Source organism: Azospirillum sp. ST 5-10 (genome assembly GCF_051225715.1).
Classification (GTDB): domain Bacteria; phylum Pseudomonadota; class Alphaproteobacteria; order Azospirillales; family Azospirillaceae; genus Azospirillum.
On the sequence record NZ_JBPJSP010000006.1, the window covers coordinates 62,095 to 77,938 of the forward strand.

A 15,844-nucleotide genomic window follows, 5' to 3' on the forward strand; every position below is an offset into this window, starting at 1 on the left:
CAGCCAATTGTTGGCGTGTCTATACTGCGCGGCGCAGAGCTCTTTCGGCATCCGCTCGCGGTGCATTGGCGTTGATACGAGCCTCCGCTGCCCTGCTCGCTCGCGCAGCCGCCCGCTCGTGAGTCTCCCTAGCACGGCGGCTCAACTCAAGCAGTTGTCAAGCAGTTGACTTTGTAAGCCGCGAAGGCGATCGCTTGTCACAGCAGACTCAACAGAAGACGGACCGCTTCATGCTGTTGCGATTTTTGGGCAAGCACTGACGTGATCGCCCCGTTCTCGGGATGCGAATAGCTGCGGAACAGAAAACCCAGGTAAGGAACGGAGGTCAAGCCAGCCTTGGAAGATCCGTCTCCCTGCTCGTCCAGCGAGACGGATCCTACGCAAGATGGTCAGGCCTTGGCCGCCACTGGTAGGCGGAAAGGCGCACCCAACCGGTTGACGGCATTGATCGCTGCGATGGCCACCGTCAAATCCACGAGTTCCTTCGGCTCGAACGCCGACGAGACGGCCGCATACGCTTCGTCAGACGCGTGAGTTTTGCTAAGGTTGGTTACCTCCTCGGTCCAAGCCAGTGCCGCGCGCTCTTGGTCGGAAAACAGATGAGGAACCTCGCCCCAAACAGGAACCAGCGCGACCTTGTCGATCGACATGGTCTTGCGCAGATCGCGGCCATGTTTGTCGATGCAATGGGCGCAGCCGTTAATCTGGGAGGCGCGGAGAAACACGAGATGGATGAGTTCCTCGGGAAGGTTCGTGCTCTTCGTGACGTAGTGATAGAGGCCGCTCACGGCCTTTGCGCTATCCGGGGCGACCTCATACCAAGCCAGACGCGACATTTTCTTACCTTTCCTTCTGTTGATCAGAGGTGATCCATCCTTCGCCGGGACTTGGCTCGGCGTTGGGATGGTTGGAGTGATGGTGGACCGCGTCAGCGTGGAGAGCGGCGCCCCTTCTTGACAGCAGTAATGCGTGCGGTTTCACGGGCGTCGCCGCGATCACGGAACCAGTCGGCGACCAACGCTTCGAACTCGGGCGGTCGCCCGCCGTGCGCGAGGTCGGCGAGAGTCGTCCTGGCAAGTTCCGCCCGCATTTGCTTTTCGGCGCGAAGCATCACGGCATGAATTCGGCACACGCCCGAGATCGACCAAGCGGGCGGTGAACCGCCAAAGAGGACGCAGCCGCGGCGCACCTCCTTGCAATCGAACAACTTGCGGTCGCCATCGACCGCATCGACGACGTCGAGGACGGTGACTTGGGACGGCAGCTTCGCCAAAGCGTAGCCGCCGGTGATTCCGTCGCTCGAATTGACGATGCCGGCCTTCTCAAGCTTCGGCATGATCTTCGCCAGCATGGCGGCCGGAACGCCCTGCATCTCAGCCAGATCGCGGCTGCTGGGGCGCTTGGGGTGCTCGGCCAGCAGCCAAAGCAGGGTATGCAGGCTGTACTCGACCGATACTCCATAGAGGCTCAGCGCCCCCTTCCGACGGCCAAAAGTGCCGGCGTCCGGCATTGCTGTGCGGTTCACTTCGAAAGAATTTTCATCATCATTCATAACGCTACCTATCAAGGTCCGCGTTATGAGTCAATGGGCAGAGTGAGGTGATGCGGTGGACGGCCCGTTCACCAAATGCCGGTGAACAGCGTCGACCGTCGAAGAAACCACCTCAGTCAAACCCCAGCCGAGACGACGCGATGTCAGCGGAGTTCCAACAGGCCGGCGGACCGACGCGCGTCCGCAAAGGGTCGGAGGCGCTGATCGGCGCACCGGACCGGTCCCAGACGCTGCCCGTCTCGTGGAGGCCGGTGCCGACCAGGGCGAAGGTCGAACTGACCGGGCGGAGGTCCGAGTGCCGGCCCCCGAGCGGCGTCTGCGGCCGCAATGGGTGGAGATGGGCGTTGCATGATTGGAGACGGTTCCGCCGTCGAGGCGCGGCTTCGGACGGGAGCGGGCTGAAGACATCCTGCCCCATGAGCGGGACGCCGCCACGAGCCGGGGCTTTGGTCCCGACGGCGTGCGGTGCACCGTCGAACGGCCGCTGCCGGGGCGAGGCCGGCTCGGTGCGGTCGCCGCCATGGTTCGACCTCAGCGCTGCTTGCCGAACAGAGGTCCCGCGACGTCCTCCAGGGGCGAAAGTGCCCGGGCCGGTCAGCGCGCGGCGCGCAGGCGCAGCCCGGCGAGGATCCGCTCCAGGCTGATCGACGGGGCGGCGCCGCTGTAGCGGCCGGAATAGAGCTTGCGGATCAGGCGGTCGCGGGTCGCCTCGTCGGCGTCGAAGCGCAGCGCCAGCACCCCTTCCTCCTGCCGCACCGGCAGGGCGGCCACCGGTCCGATGTCCTCGATGCGGACGACCAGCGGCGCGCCGGGCGGAACGTCGACGGCACCCCACAGGCGGATGCCGGAGAGCGAGATGTCGAGCACCCGCACGCGGTGCCGGCGGCCGTCCGCCTCGATCTCGGCCTGCTCGTCGGTCCAGAAGCGCTCGTCCTGGCGGTAGCGCGGCAGCTCGACGCAGACCGCCATCGCCAGCACCAGGGCCGCCAGGTTGTAGAGGCTCCAGAACAGCACGATGAGCTTGCCGTCGCCGGCCCCGCCCTCGGCGGCGTAGTCCGACAGCACCGCGTAGGCCATGCCGACGACCGTCAGCGCGGCCAGCACCGCGAAGCGGCGCAGCATGCCCCACTGCACCGTGACGCGGTCGCGCTGGCCGCCCTTGGCGGTCACCTTGAAGGCGTGCCCCTGGGGCTTCAGCAGCCCGGTCGTCACCGCCCGCAGGATCTCGAACATCGTCAGCATCTGGCCGACGTCGTGCAGCACCGGCACCATCTGGCCGCGCGAGGTCCAGTTGAAGGCGATCATCACCGCCGCGTAGTAGGGCAGGAAATAGGCGACCACGTCCGGCGCCGTGGCGTTGACGACGCTGATCCCGAACCACCAGTAGAGCAGCGGCGCCAGCAGGCAGAACATGCGGAAGGGAAAGGTCGTCGACCAGTAGAGGAAGGAGTCGATCAGGCCGAGGCGGTCGAGCAGGCCGAGGCGGCCGCGCGAGAAGGGACCGGAGGGGCCGCGGACGATCTGCATCATGCCGAGGCACCAGCGGCCGCGCTGGGTCACGTACTCCTTGAGTCCCTCGGGCGCCAGCCCTTCGCTGAGGCGTTCGTTGAGATAGACGGTGCGCCAGCCCCGCTCCTTGAGGCGGACGGTGACGAGGAAGTCCTCGGTGACGCTGTCGGTGGGGAAGCCGCCGATGGCCTGCAGCCCCTCCCAGCGCATCATCGACGAGGTGCCGCAGCAGAAGGCGATCCCCCAGGCGTCGCGCGACGCCATGAGGTGGTCGAAGAAGAAGCGCTGCTCGTCGGGGTAGGCGCGGGCGATCTGCAGGTTGGCCTGCACCGGGTCGGGGTTGAAGAAGTGCTGCGGCGTCTGCACCAGCCCGACCGACGGATCGTGGAACAGCGCCAGCGCCCGCGCCACGAACTCGGCATGGGGCACGAAGTCGGCGTCGAGCACCACCACGAAGTCGGGCGGACGCTGCAGCGTCGCCAGGTGCCGCAGGGCGTTGTTGATGTTGCCGGCCTTGGCGTGGCGGTTGTCGGGGCGGCGCAGGTAGCCGCAGCCCTTGCGCGCGCACAGGTCGGCCAGCCAGTCCCGCTTGCCGTCGTCGAGCACCCAGACGCGCAGGCGCGGGTGGTCGATGCCGAGCGCCCCGGCGATGGTGCGGGCGAGGATCGTCTCCTCCTCGTTGTAGGTGGCGATCAGCACGTCCACCTGGGGCGGCACCTGCGGCGCCCCCTGGGGCGGCTCGCCGGCGCGCCACCAGCCGGCGTTGGCGTCCGCCTCGGCGCTGCGGTCGCGGGTCCGCGACAGCAGCACGAAGGCGAAGGTGGAGCTGACGGTCGCCGCCGCCTCCAGGGTGGCGAAGGCCCAGGCGCCCAGGGCCTCGGCGCTCCACGACAGGGGCGGGATCGAGACGGCGAAGCGCCAGGCGACGTAGCGCCAGGCGAGAAGGGCGCACAGGCCGAACAGCACCGCCCGCACCCGCGTGTCGCGGCGGTCGCAGAACGGCAGCACGGCCAGCGCCATGCCGCACACCAGCAGGGCCGGGGCGACGCTCGCCTCGAGCGGCGAGAGCACCATCACAGCATCCCCAGCCAGGAGCCGACGGTGCGCAGCAGCTCGCGCGGCGTGCCGGAGAACACCACCTTGCCGGTGCGGCCGACGGCGCAGCCGGCCTCGGGGTCGTCGAGCAGGCCCGGCACCGCCAGGGCGACGTCGAAGCGCTTGAGGTGCTCGGGCCCGGGGGCGATGGCCAGGCTGTTGTAGATGGTGGCGGCGCCCGACCCGGCCAGCCGCAGCACCTGCCCGTCGAAGGTGCGGTCGGTGCCGGACAGACGGAAGCGCGCGGGATCGCCCACCTTCAGGCGGTTGTAGTCGCTCTCGCTGACGCTGGCGGTCACCATGACGGTCGAGCAGTCGAGCAGGCGCAGGAGGTCCTGGCCCTTGCGCGCGTGCTCGCCGTTGCCCAGCAGCGTCTCCCAGACCAGCCCGTCGACCGGCGAGGCGAGGAAGGCGTCGCGCAGCCTGGCGACGCGCTGGCGCTCCAGGGCGATCTGCTCGCGGGTCGTGGCGAGGCGCCGGGTGCGCTCCTCCAGGTCGGCGTCGAGCTCGGCCAGGCGCAGGTCCAGCTCCTGGGCGCGCTGGCTGGAATAGGGCGTATCGTTGTAGGAGTCGCCGAGGAACATCCCCTTGTTCGCCGCCTCCAGCTCCGTGCGCAGGGACTCCAGGCGCGCCGTCGCGGCGCGCATGGTGAGGGCGTTCACCTCGTTCGCCGCCTGCGCCTTGTCGAGGACGGCGGCCGACTGGACGCCGCGGTCGCGCAGCTCCTCGGCGCGCTGCAGCGCCGCGCCGGACTCGATCGACTGCGCCTTGGCGCTGGACAGCAGCGCCTGCTGCTCGTCGATGCGCGACTTGAGCTGGCGGATGCGGCCGTCGCGGTAGGCCTCCGTCCGCTCCCGCAGGAGGTCGCGGCTGGCGGTGTTGCTGGCCACCTGGGCCTGCAGGCGGGCGATGTCGGCCTCCAGGGCGCCGGCGGCGCGCTCCAGCTCGAGCAGGCGCGCCTCGTCGGCGCGGACGTCGTTGAGCACGCCCAGCGGCTGGCCGCCCTGCACCCGTTCGCCGATCGAGCGCGGCTGCAGGGTCAGCAGCCCGTCGATGGGGGCGCGGACGACCGCCACGCGGGCGTTGACGACGGCGTCGGAGCTGACGACCGCCACCCCCTCCATGAGGACGACGTATCCGCCGACCCCAGCGAGAGCGAGACCGGCGGCCAGTTTGACGAGCTTGCGCATGAGTGGATGACCCGGAAGCGAGGAACCATCCCTGCGTGTACGGACGAACGGTCAACAAAGTCTTGCCGGGCCGCGGCCGCCCCAATTTCCTCACAGCGGGAGCAGCGTTCCGGACGGGTTCGGGGCAGGGTGGGGAGGCGGCGGCCCTATCCGGCCCGGGCGGCGCGGAACGCCCCCGGCGCCTCGCCGGTCCGGCGGCGGAAGTAGCGGCAGAAATAGCCGGGGTCGCTGAAGCCCAGGTCGTAGGCGACCTGCGACACGGGGGCCGCGGTGTAGACGAGGTAGCGCTGCGCCTCCAGCAGCACGCGGTCCTGCAGCAGCTCGAAGGCGCTCCGCCCGGCCAGCGCCCGGCAGATGCGGTTGAGCTTGCTCTCCGAGGTGCCCAGCGCCGCCGCGTAGTCGGGCACCAGCCAGCGCTCGCGGTAATGCTCCTCCACCAGGGCGCGGAAGCGCTGGAAGACGAGGCGGTGCTGGCCGGCCCGGCGGTCGCCGTCGCCCGGCACGGCGAGTTGGCGCCACAGCAGCACCAGCACGCGGCGCAGCAGCGCATCGACCATGGCGGAACGCCCGGGCTGCGGCCAGCGCACCTCGTCGTGCAGCGCCGCGACCGCGCCCTCGACCGCGGCGAACCGGTCGGGCGAGCCGGAAAAGTCCAACACCGCGGCGGCCGCCAGGACGTCCGCCAGGATCCGGGCGTCGGGCGAATGGTGCGCCGGCTGAAGCAGGTCGACGGCCACCGACACCACCATGCCGCGCGTGTCCGGGCTCATCTGGAAGCCGTGGACGATGCCGGCCGGGACGACGATGGCGGCCGGCCCGCTGACCGCCCGGCGGTCGCTCTCCACGGTCACGCCGACGCGGCCGTCCGACACCACCAGCACCTGGAACAGGGCGGCGTGCAGGTGCGGCTTGATCTCCCAGTCGTAGAGGGAGCTGCGGCTGGCCAGCGCCTCCAGGTGCACGAACTCCCGGTCCTCGACGGCGCTCTCCTCGCCGTAGAGGGCGTAGAGCGGGACGGCACGGGCGAGCGCCGGCATGGTCGGGTCCTCCCCGGGGAACGGAAGATTGACCGGATAGTACAAGACTGTCGCCGGACCGTCCATGCCCGGCGCGGCTCCCTGCGTCCGGGGCGACGGCGCCGGTGTCCGCTGCGCCCGCCGCCCGGGCCGCCCGATGCGGGAGCGGACGGCGGGCAAGACCTTCGCGCTCGAGGACGCGGTGGAGGCGGCGGACTAGCGACCAAGTGGTAGGACCAAATCGGTGGCCTACCAAACAATCCGGTGATACTCTTTCCTCGGCATGTCTGATGCCTGCGTCCTCCGACACCAAAGGGCGGCATGGACCGCCCGTCGCAACAACGACCGGGGGACGGATCGTCGAATCGAGGGAGGATCCATTGACGAACGAGACCAAGGGACGCGAATCCGTCGGCGGCGTGGTCGAAGCCCGCCGCGACTTCCTGAAAGGGCTGGCCGGCTCCGCGGCGACGGCCGGCGTCGCCGCCGCCGTCGGCGCCGTGGCGGCCCCCCACGTCGCCAACGCCCAGGCCCAGGGCAAGACCCTGCGCATCCAGTCCTCCTGGCCGCCCGGCACCGGCGGCTACAGGATCTTCGAGAAGTGGGCGGCGACGGTGCCCGAGCTGACGGGTGGCGAGCTGTCGGTCAAGACCTTCCCGGCCGGCGCCGTGGCCGGCGACTTCCAGCTCACGGACGCGGTGCGCAACGGCGTGCTCGACGGCATGAACCTGTTCACCGTCTACTGGGCGGGCCGCATGCCGGCGGGCGTCTTCCTCTCCTCCTATCCCATGGGGCTGAACCACCCGCACCAGTGGGACATGATGTTCAACAGCTACGGCGGCAACGAGCTGGCGCGCGAGCTGTACCAGAAGCAGGGCATGTACTTCGTGGGCCACGTGCACCACGACATGAACCTGATCCATTCCAAGAAGCCGATCCGCTCGCTCGAGGACTTCAACGGCCTGCTGCTGCGCGTGCCCGGCGGCATCGTCGCCGACTGCTTCGCCGCCATCGGCGCCCGCACCACCCTGCTGCCGGGCTCGGAGGTCTATCCGGCGCTGGAGCGCGGCACCATCGAGGCGGCCGACTACACCGGACCGGCGGTCAACTACGACCTCGGCTTCCAGCAGGTGACCCAGTACATCGTCATGGGCCCGGCCTCGACGCCGTGCCTGCACCAGCCGGTCGACCTCATGGACTTCTCGCTGTCGATGCGGGTGTGGAACAGCCTGTCGCCGCGCATGAAGGAGCTGCTGCCCCACCTCGTCGCCGCCTATTCCTCGATCCACTACGGCGCCATCCAGGCGGCCAACAAGGAGGCGTGGGGCAAGTTCGCCAGCGCCGGCACCACCGTCACCCGCCTGTCGGAGGAGGACGCCGCCCGCTTCCGCAAGGTGGCGATCGGCAAGTGGTTCGAATGGGCCAACAAGGACAAGGACGCGGCGCGCCTGTTCAAGCTGCACCTCGACGTCATGCAGGACCCCGAGGTCGCCTACCTGACGCCGGAGGACATCAAGGGCCATGAGCTGAAGCTCTGAGGTCCGTCGACCGCCGATCGGGGTGCGGGGCCGCCGCGGCGCCCGCCCCCCTTTCCCGTGCGCCCGACCGCCCACCGACGACGGACCCCCGCCCATGAACGTCACCCACAGTTTCGTGCTGCCCCACTGGCTCTACTGGGGGGCGCTGCTGCTGTTCCCGCTGGTCTACATCGCGCTCGCCGGCTGGCGCGAGCACCGGCACGCCGCCGAGGAGGGCATCACCGCCGCCGACCTCGACGACCAGGCCGGCGCCAAGAGCCGCATCCTCGCCTCCATCCCCGGCAACCGCTTCACCCGCGCCGTCGACGCGCTGTCCCAGTTCACCGGCGTCTTCGTCGCCTACTGGACGGTGATCGCCGTGCTCGTCTACTTCTTCGAGGTGGTCTCGCGCTATTTCCTGCGCATGCCCACCAACTGGGCGCACGAGTCCATGTTCCTGATGTTCGGCATGCAGTACCTGCTGGCCGGCGCCTACGCCTACCTGCACGACGCGCACGTGCGCGTCGACCTGTTCTACGCCAAGGCGAGCCCGCGCGGGCAGGCGGCGATCGACATCGTCACCCACTTCTTCTTCCTGGTCTTCGCGCTGGCCTTCATCTGGACGGCCTGGACCTTCTTCGCCAGCGCCATGGACCAGAACCGCTGGCCGTGGGCCAGCGGCTACGCCGACGAGGTCTCCTTCACCGAGTGGGCGGTCGCCTACTGGCCGGTCAAGTTCACCCTGGTGCTGGGCGGCGTCCTGCTGCTGCTGCAGGGGCTGGCGCGGCTGGTCAAGGACATCCAGGTCTTCACCATGGACGGCGGGGAGGGGGCCCATGGCTAGTGTCCTGAACGAGCGCGGCGGGCCGGCCGGCCGGCGCTCCGCCGGCCTGCTGCCGCGCACCGGGCGCGGCTGGGCGGTGCTGCTGGTCAGCGCGGCGCTGGCCGCCCTCATCCTGGTCGAGGCGCTGAACATCGCCTTCGTCGATCCCTACAGCGAACCGCCCTTCCTCTTCACCCTGCAGGGGACCCTGGCGAACATCTCCATCGGCTGGCTGTCGATCCTGATGTTCGGCTCGCTCCTGGCGCTGCTGTTCGCCGGCATGCCGCTGGTGTTCGTCACCGGCTCGCTCGGCGTCATCTTCATCTATCTCGTCGGCGACCAGTTCATGCTGAACATCATCCCGACGCGCATCTTCCCGATGATGACGGACTACCAGCTCTCCGCCATCCCGCTGTTCATCTTCATGGCCAGCATGCTGGAGCGCGCCGGGCTGATCGACGAGATGTTCGACGTGCTCTACAAATGGATGGGCGGGGTGCGCGGCGGGCTGGCCATCGCCACCGTCGTCGCCTCGACCATCCTGGCGGCCATGGTGGGCGTCATCGGCGCCGCGGTGGTGACCATGGGCATCATCGCCCTGCCGGCGATGCTGAAGCGCGGCTACGACCCCGGCGTGGCGCTCGGTTCGATCATGGCCGGCGGCACGCTCGGCATCCTCATCCCGCCCTCGATCCTCGCCATCATCTACGCCGTCGTCGCCCAGCAGTCGGTGGGCGAGCTCTACATCGGCTCGATCCTGCCCGGCCTGCTGCTGTCGGGCCTCTACGTGCTGTACGTCGGCGTGCGCGCCTGGCTCGACCCGCGGGTCGGCCCCGCCCTGCCGCCGGCGGAGCGGGTGAGCTTCGGCGACAAGCTGCTGCTGCTGCGCCAGATGGCGGCGCCCATGGTGCTGATCGTGCTGGTGCTGGGGGTGATCTTCACCGGCGCCGCGACACCGGTGGAGGCGGCGGCCATCGGCAGCTTCGGCGCCATGGTGGTGGCCGCCCTGCACGGCCGGCTGTCGCTGCGCAGCGTCAAGGAGGCCTGCATCGGCACCGCCAAGGCCTCGGCCATGGTGCTGTGGATCATCTTCGGCGCCACCATCTTCGTCGGCTTCTACATCCTGCGCGGCGGCCAGGACTTCGTCTCCGAGCTGATCCTCGGCACCGGGCTCGGCGCCTACGGCGTGCTCGGGCTGATGATGCTGATCCTGTTCTTCCTCGGCATGTTCCTCGACTGGGTGGGCATCCTGCTGCTGGCCGTGCCGATCTTCATCCCGATCATCGACCAGTTCCACTTCCCCGGCCTGCTCGGCCTGCCCGGCGTGGTCCAGGAGGAGGTGCCGCTGTGGTTCGGCGTGCTCTACCTCGTCAACATGCAGATGGCGTTCCTCAGCCCGCCCTTCGGCTACGCGCTCTTCTACATGCGCGGCGTGGCGCCGCCGTCGATCAGCACCGCCGCCATCTTCCGCTCGGCCCTGCCGTTCCTGGGCATCCAGGCGACCGGGCTGGCGGTCTGCATCCTGTTCCCGGAGGTCGTGCTGTGGCTGCCGCGGCTGGTCTACGGCTGACGGCGTCCGGGGATAGGGACGACAACGAAAGGGAGGAAACGGACATGCATGCACGCTTCGCCGGCCGGCTCGCCGCCGCGGCACTTATCGTCGGCCTCGGCGCGGTCCCGGCCGCCGCCGCCACCCTGAAGGCCTCGCACCAGTGGCCGAGCGGCACCGGCGACTTCCGCGACGAGATGATCCAGATGATCGCCAAGGAGGTGGCCGCCGCCGGCGTCGACCTCGACGTCAAGATCTTCCCCGGCTCCTCGCTGGTGAAGCCGCGCGACCAGTGGAACGCGCTGGCCAAGGGGCAGATCGACATCGCGCTGTTCCCGCTGGACTACGCCGCCGGCAAGAACCCGGAGTTCAGCGCCACCCTGATGCCGGGCCTGGTGAAGAACCACGAGCACGCCAGGCGCCTCTCCGCCTCGCCCTTCATGGCCGACATCAAGAAGATCGTCGAGGACGCCGGCATCGTCGTCATCGCCGACGGCTGGCTGGCCGGCGGCTTCGCCTCGAAGAAGACCTGCATCCTCGAGCCCGACGACGCCAAGGGCCAGGTGATGCGCGCCGCCGGCCCGATGTTCGAGAAGATGCTGGCCGGGGCCGGCGCGTCGCTCGCCTCCATGCCGTCGTCGGAGATCTACACGGCGATGCAGACCGGCGTGCTCGACGGTGCCAACACCTCGTCGGAGAGCTTCTCCTCCTACCGCCTGCACGAGCAGGTCAAGTGCATGACGCCGCCCGGCGAGCACGCCCTGTGGTTCATGTACGAGCCGCTGCTGATGTCGAAGAAGACCTTCGACTCCCTGAAGCCCGAGCAGCGCGACGCCCTGATGGCGGCGGCCAAGAAGGCGGAGGACTACGGCTACCGCAAGGCCGAGGAGTCGGACAAGGAGATGGTCGACCGCTTCACCAAGGCCGGGGTGGAGATCGTCTACATGACCGAGCCGCAGGCCGACGCCTGGCGCAAGCTGGCGGCGGAGACCTCCTACAAGGCCTTCGCCGACGAGGTGAAGGGCGGCAAGGAGCTGCTGGACAAGGCCCTGGCGGTGAAGTGAGGCAAGACAGGAGGCGTGGCTGAGTCGGCCCCCCTCCTAACCTCCCCCATCTTCGACGGGGGAGGAACAGGCCCTCTCCCGCGCAGTGGGGGAGGGTCGGGTGGGGGACCGCCGCGACCACGCCGCCATCCGGCATTCTGGGAACCGAACCACATGACTGTCTTCATCCGGGCCGTGGCGACGGTGTCGCGCCTGTGCGGCGTCGTCGCGGCCCTTCTCATCGCGGTGTCGGTGCTGGTCGTCAGCCACATGGTGGCGTCGCGCTACGTCTTCGGCGCGCCGACGATCTGGCAGACCGAGTTCGTCACCTACGCGCTGGTCGCCGCGACCCTGATCGGCAGCCCCTACGTGGCGCTGCACCGCGGCCACGTGAACATGGACATCGTGGCGCTCCACGCCGGCCGCCGCGCCCGCTTCTGGCTGGCGCTGGCGGCCGCGGCCGGGGCGCTCGCCTTCTGCCTGCTGCTGACCGTCCAGGGGGCCCGGCTGTGGCACGAGGCGTGGGCCGGGAACTGGCATTCCGAGACCGTCTGGCGGGTGCCCCTGTGGATCCCCTACGCCGCCCTGCCGCTCGGCATGGGCATCCTGTGCCTGCAGTACGTGGCCGACATCGCCGGCCTGCTCACCGGCCGGGCGCTGCCGTTCGACCTGCCGCACGGCGACGGCGACGGGCGGGCCGCCCCGCCGCTGCACGCGGAGGCCCGCTGATGGGCGCGCTCGCCACGGGCCTGACGGTCCTCCTCGCCACCCTCGCCGTGCTGATGACCGGCATGCCGGTGGCCTTCGCGCTGGGGCTGGTCTCGGTGGGGGCGCTGATCGCCTTCGAGGGGATCGACAGCATCGACCTGCTGGCCGAGAGCTTCTTCGGCGGCCTCGACGACTTCACCCTGGTGTCGATCCCCATGTTCGTGCTGATGGGCGCGGCGGTGGCCTCCTCGCGCGCCGGCAAGGACCTCTACGAGGCGCTCGACCGCTGGCTCTACCGGGTGCCCGGCGGCCTCGTCATCTCCAACCTCGGCGCCTGCTCGATCTTCGCGGCGCTGACCGGCTCCTCGCCGGCGACCTGCGCCGCCATCGGCAAGATGGGCATCCCCGAGATGCGCCGGCGCGGCTATCCCGACGCCATCGCCACCGGCTCCATCGCCGCCGGCGGCACGCTCGGCATCCTCATCCCGCCGAGCCTGACCTTCATCCTCTACGGCATCGCCACCGAGACCTCGATCGGCCGCCTGTTCCTGGCCGGCGCGGTGCCGGGGGTGCTGCTGACGGCGCTGTTCATGGCCTGGACCTGGTTCGCGGTGCGCCGCTCCGGCTTCAGCCCCTACGCCGCCGGCTTCCGCTACTCCTGGCGCGAGAAGTTCGAATCGCTGCCCAAGGTGCTGCCCTTCCTCGCCATCGTCGCCGCGGTGATGTGGGCGCTCTACGGCGGGGTGGCGACGCCGTCGGAGGCGGCCGGCGTCGGCGCCCTGTTCTGCGTCGTGCTGGCGGTCGTGCTCTACCGCATGTGGCGCCTGCGCGACATCGCCGCGATCTTCCGCGACACCACGCGCGAATCGGTGATGATCCTGATGATCATCGGCACCTCGATCCTCTTCGGCTACATGCTGACCTCGCTCTACCTGACGCAGTCGCTGGCGGAGTGGATCGCCGCCCTGGAGGTCAACCGCTGGGTGCTGATGGCCTTCATCAACCTGTTCCTGCTGGCGGCGGGCTGCTTCCTGCCGCCGGCCGCCATCATCCTGATGACGGCGCCCATCCTGATGCCGATCGTCACCGCCGCCGGCTTCGATCCCGTCTGGTTCGGCGTCGTGCTGACCATCAACATGGAGGTCGGGCTGATCACCCCGCCGGTCGGCCTCAACCTCTACGTCATCAACGGCATCGCCCGCGACGTGCCGCTGCAGACGGTGATGCGCGGCGCTCTGCCCTACGTCGGCTGCATGATCCTGTCGATCCTCCTCCTCTGCCTGTTCCCCGGCCTGGCGACCTGGCTGCCGGACGCGGTGATGGGCCCTGCGCTGTGAGACCGCCGTCCTGTTCTAGCCGAGCCGGTCCGCCCGGGCGAGAGATATGTGAGTCTGATTCAATCTGACCATATTCTCTCAAAGCGGTGGCGCACCGCCTTACAAGTATTTGGAATCGTTGATATGTGGAACATGGGGGATGGAAGTCCGTGGGACTGCGGGCGGCAAAGGTGGAGCCCCATGGGAATGGCGTCCGGCCATTTCTGGAACGGGCGGGGAAACGCCGGGGGACGCCGGTGGAAGAGCATGGGAATGGATTCTGGAAGCCGGTGGGAAACGGAACGAAACATGGAAAGCGGTGGGAAGGAACTGTGGAACGCCGTGGGAGACTCGGGGGATCCGGCGATTCGGCGGCCGGAACCGGCCAAATGTGGAAGCCCGTGGGAAGCGGACGGGCGGCGGCGGCGGCGGCGGATCCGCAGGGGAGTCGGGCGGCCGCCAAATATGGAAGCCGGTGGGAACGGCCGGCCGCCGGGCCGCGGCGAAATGTGGAAAGCGGTGGGAACGCCCGGCAAACATGGAAACCCGTGGGACGCGCAGGCCCGGCCGCGCACCCCGCGGTTGTCCGCCGATGTTTCCGTGAAACGTCGTGAAACGCGCGCAAAAGCTTGATTCCAGGCGGAGAGTCCGGGTCGGCGGGGAGACCGGGCGGCGGTGGGGACTCGGAGTCGCATTCCCACCGTTTTCCATCTTTGTCCCCTTTCCGCCGCCGCCCCCCTTTCCCACCGTCTTCCATGGTTGGCCCACCCCGGCGTGCAGCGGGACGAGCGGATTCGCGATTCGAAAGGTGGAATCGCGATTCCATGGTTAGGGCTTGACTGGGCGGCCCGCCGCCCGACAATGGGCCGGGGTGAACCCCGCGACGCGACCGGAGGCAGCAGCGACCATGAAGACGGAGATCAGCCGGATCGAGCTGGGCAAGCCCGACGACCTGATCAACAGCCCGAACTACGTCTCCATGGCGGCGGCCTACCTGGTCAACGCCATCCTGCTGAACGAGCAGCTGAACCCCAGCGAGGAGAACACCGTGCGCCGCATCCCGGTGCGCGACGTGCGGCTGCTGCTGGGGGCGGAGAACTCCCACAACACGCAGTTCCTGGAGCGCGTGCTGGACGAGCTGCTGCTGACCAAGATCACCTGGGGCAAGCTGGTGTGGCCGGGCGAGCGCGACCCGGAGATGGACGGCGACGGCGAGGCCGAGGTGGAGACCGACGTCGATCCCGAGGGCGAGATGACGGTCACCGCCACCACCTTCCTCAGCGAGTACGCCTACCGTGTGCGCTCCAAGGACGGCATGGTGCCCGAGCGCGGCTTCATAAAGTACCGCCTGAACCCGCGCATCCACCAGATCATGCGGGAGAAGCGGCTGGTCACCAACATCAACCTGGTGACCCAGCGCGCCTTCACCTTCCAGTACAGCCAGAAGCTCTACGAGGTGCTGCAGCGCACCCTGCAGCGCAACCCCGACAAGCCGGCGCCCACCGAGATCATCCGCGTCGCCGACCTGCGCATCCTGCTCGGGGTCGGCCCCGACCGCTATCCCGTCTTCGCCGACCTCAACCGCTACGTCCTCAAGCCGGCGGTGGACGAGATCTCCCAGGCCTCCGACATCCAGGTCGCCACCAAGACCTTGCGCCAGAACCGCGCCGCCTACGGCATCGAGTTCACGGTGACGCGCAAGCGGGAGTTCCAGTTCTCCCTGGCGCTGGACGCCCACACCCTGCCCGAGCTGTTCCGCCAGGCCATGCTGGAGAAGCGCAACGACGCCGAGCGCGGCCACGTCGTGCGCCGCCTGTCCAGCTACAACATCAACAAGGCCGCGGCGGTCGAATACATCGAGAAGATCGGCCTGGCCCGGGTGGAGGAGGTGATCCGCCTCTGCGAGGCCGACTTCAAGGCGGGCTACAAGCCGCAGAACAAGAACGCCTACGTCCGCAGCTGCCTCAAGGGCACCAGCACGCCGGGCGAGTTCGCCGCCCGCGCCGCCGCCATCGGCGCCGACGTGGAGGAGGCCAAGCGCCCCTGGCTCGACTGCCTGCGCCAGGAGTTCGGCTTCACCGAGGCGGAGGCCGCCAAGGCGGTGGGCGAGCACGACGCGCGCCGCCTCGCCGCCAACGTCGAGTACGTGCGCGCGCAGCGCGGCCGCGGCGGCCGCAAGCTCGGCAAGGCGTACCTCAAGGCGGCGCTGCGCGACGACTACGCCGCCAGCGGCGACATCGAGACCGCCGCGGCGCCCGCGCCGGCCGACGGCGAGGGCGACCACCGCATGGCGGTGGCGGCCCTGCGCGCCCGCTTCGCCGCGCTGGACGAGGACGAGCGCGCGGATCTCCTGGCCGAGTTCGAGACCAGCGGCCCGCCCGGCCCGGAGACCCTCGACCGCTTCCGCCGCCTGGGCCCCGACCACGCCCAGACGGAATGGCCGTTCTACGGCTGGTTCCTCGGCCAGAAGAAGGGCTGGCTGCGGGCCGGACGGTAGGGCGGGCCTCCCTTCGGCCGGCCCGGCGC

The 15,844-nt window shown here is 69.4% G+C and carries 13 protein-coding genes; 8 read left to right on the forward strand and 5 right to left on the reverse strand.

Going from position 1 to position 15,844, the window contains the following annotated elements:
* Nucleotides 1-389 precede the first annotated feature (389 nt).
* From ACSBPG_RS09205 to ACSBPG_RS09225, 5 genes are all read right to left on the reverse strand, one after another.
* Complete coding sequence (locus ACSBPG_RS09205; RefSeq protein ID WP_435536849.1) at nucleotides 390-836, reverse strand: carboxymuconolactone decarboxylase family protein; 447 nt, start codon at nucleotides 834-836, stop codon at nucleotides 390-392.
* Nucleotides 837-928: 92 nt separating this feature from the next.
* Nucleotides 929-1,552, reverse strand: a complete 624-nt coding sequence (locus ACSBPG_RS09210; RefSeq protein WP_435536850.1) for an RrF2 family transcriptional regulator — start codon at nucleotides 1,550-1,552, stop codon at nucleotides 929-931.
* A 594-nt stretch (nucleotides 1,553-2,146) separates the two neighbouring features.
* Nucleotides 2,147-4,135, reverse strand: a complete 1,989-nt coding sequence (locus ACSBPG_RS09215) for a glycosyltransferase (protein WP_435536851.1) — start codon at nucleotides 4,133-4,135, stop codon at nucleotides 2,147-2,149.
* Nucleotides 4,135-5,346 (reverse strand): HlyD family secretion protein, encoded by a 1,212-nt coding sequence (locus ACSBPG_RS09220; RefSeq protein WP_435536852.1) that lies wholly within the window; start codon nucleotides 5,344-5,346, stop codon nucleotides 4,135-4,137. Before ACSBPG_RS09220 ends, ACSBPG_RS09215 begins: the two co-directional genes overlap by 1 nt.
* Nucleotides 5,347-5,492: 146 nt before the next feature.
* Nucleotides 5,493-6,383, reverse strand: a complete 891-nt coding sequence (locus ACSBPG_RS09225) for a helix-turn-helix domain-containing protein (RefSeq protein WP_435536853.1) — start codon at nucleotides 6,381-6,383, stop codon at nucleotides 5,493-5,495.
* 64 nt (nucleotides 6,384-6,447) lie between these two features.
* Between ACSBPG_RS09225 and ACSBPG_RS09230 the strand changes: the two genes are divergently transcribed.
* The 8 genes from ACSBPG_RS09230 to ACSBPG_RS09265 all read left to right on the forward strand — a co-directional run bounded on the left by ACSBPG_RS09230 (nucleotide 6,448) and on the right by ACSBPG_RS09265 (nucleotide 15,815).
* Complete coding sequence (locus tag ACSBPG_RS09230; RefSeq protein WP_435536854.1) at nucleotides 6,448-6,582, forward strand: hypothetical protein; 135 nt, start codon at nucleotides 6,448-6,450, stop codon at nucleotides 6,580-6,582.
* 160 nt (nucleotides 6,583-6,742) lie between these two features.
* Entirely contained in the window at nucleotides 6,743-7,900 is a 1,158-nt protein-coding gene (dctP, locus tag ACSBPG_RS09235; RefSeq protein WP_435536855.1) for a TRAP transporter substrate-binding protein DctP, read from the forward strand.
* 94 nt (nucleotides 7,901-7,994) lie between these two features.
* Complete coding sequence (locus ACSBPG_RS09240) at nucleotides 7,995-8,723, forward strand: TRAP transporter small permease subunit (RefSeq protein WP_435536856.1); 729 nt, start codon at nucleotides 7,995-7,997, stop codon at nucleotides 8,721-8,723.
* Nucleotides 8,716-10,272, forward strand: a complete 1,557-nt coding sequence (locus ACSBPG_RS09245; RefSeq protein WP_435536857.1) for a TRAP transporter large permease — start codon at nucleotides 8,716-8,718, stop codon at nucleotides 10,270-10,272. Before ACSBPG_RS09240 ends, ACSBPG_RS09245 begins: the two co-directional genes overlap by 8 nt.
* Nucleotides 10,273-10,316: 44 nt before the next feature.
* Nucleotides 10,317-11,315 (forward strand): TRAP transporter substrate-binding protein DctP, encoded by a 999-nt coding sequence (gene dctP, locus ACSBPG_RS09250; RefSeq protein ID WP_435536858.1) that lies wholly within the window; start codon nucleotides 10,317-10,319, stop codon nucleotides 11,313-11,315.
* A 153-nt stretch (nucleotides 11,316-11,468) separates the two neighbouring features.
* The gene (locus ACSBPG_RS09255; RefSeq protein ID WP_435536859.1) at nucleotides 11,469-12,023 is read left to right on the forward strand and encodes a TRAP transporter small permease; all 555 of its coding nucleotides are present in this window, start codon (nucleotides 11,469-11,471) and stop codon (nucleotides 12,021-12,023) included.
* Nucleotides 12,023-13,339: a TRAP transporter large permease gene (locus tag ACSBPG_RS09260; RefSeq protein ID WP_435536860.1), complete on the forward strand. Its 1,317-nt coding sequence runs from the start codon at nucleotides 12,023-12,025 to the stop codon at nucleotides 13,337-13,339. Before ACSBPG_RS09255 ends, ACSBPG_RS09260 begins: the two co-directional genes overlap by 1 nt.
* 886 nt (nucleotides 13,340-14,225) lie before the next feature.
* The gene (locus ACSBPG_RS09265) at nucleotides 14,226-15,815 is read left to right on the forward strand and encodes a replication initiation protein (protein ID WP_435536861.1); all 1,590 of its coding nucleotides are present in this window, start codon (nucleotides 14,226-14,228) and stop codon (nucleotides 15,813-15,815) included.
* Nucleotides 15,816-15,844: the final 29 nt, after the last annotated feature.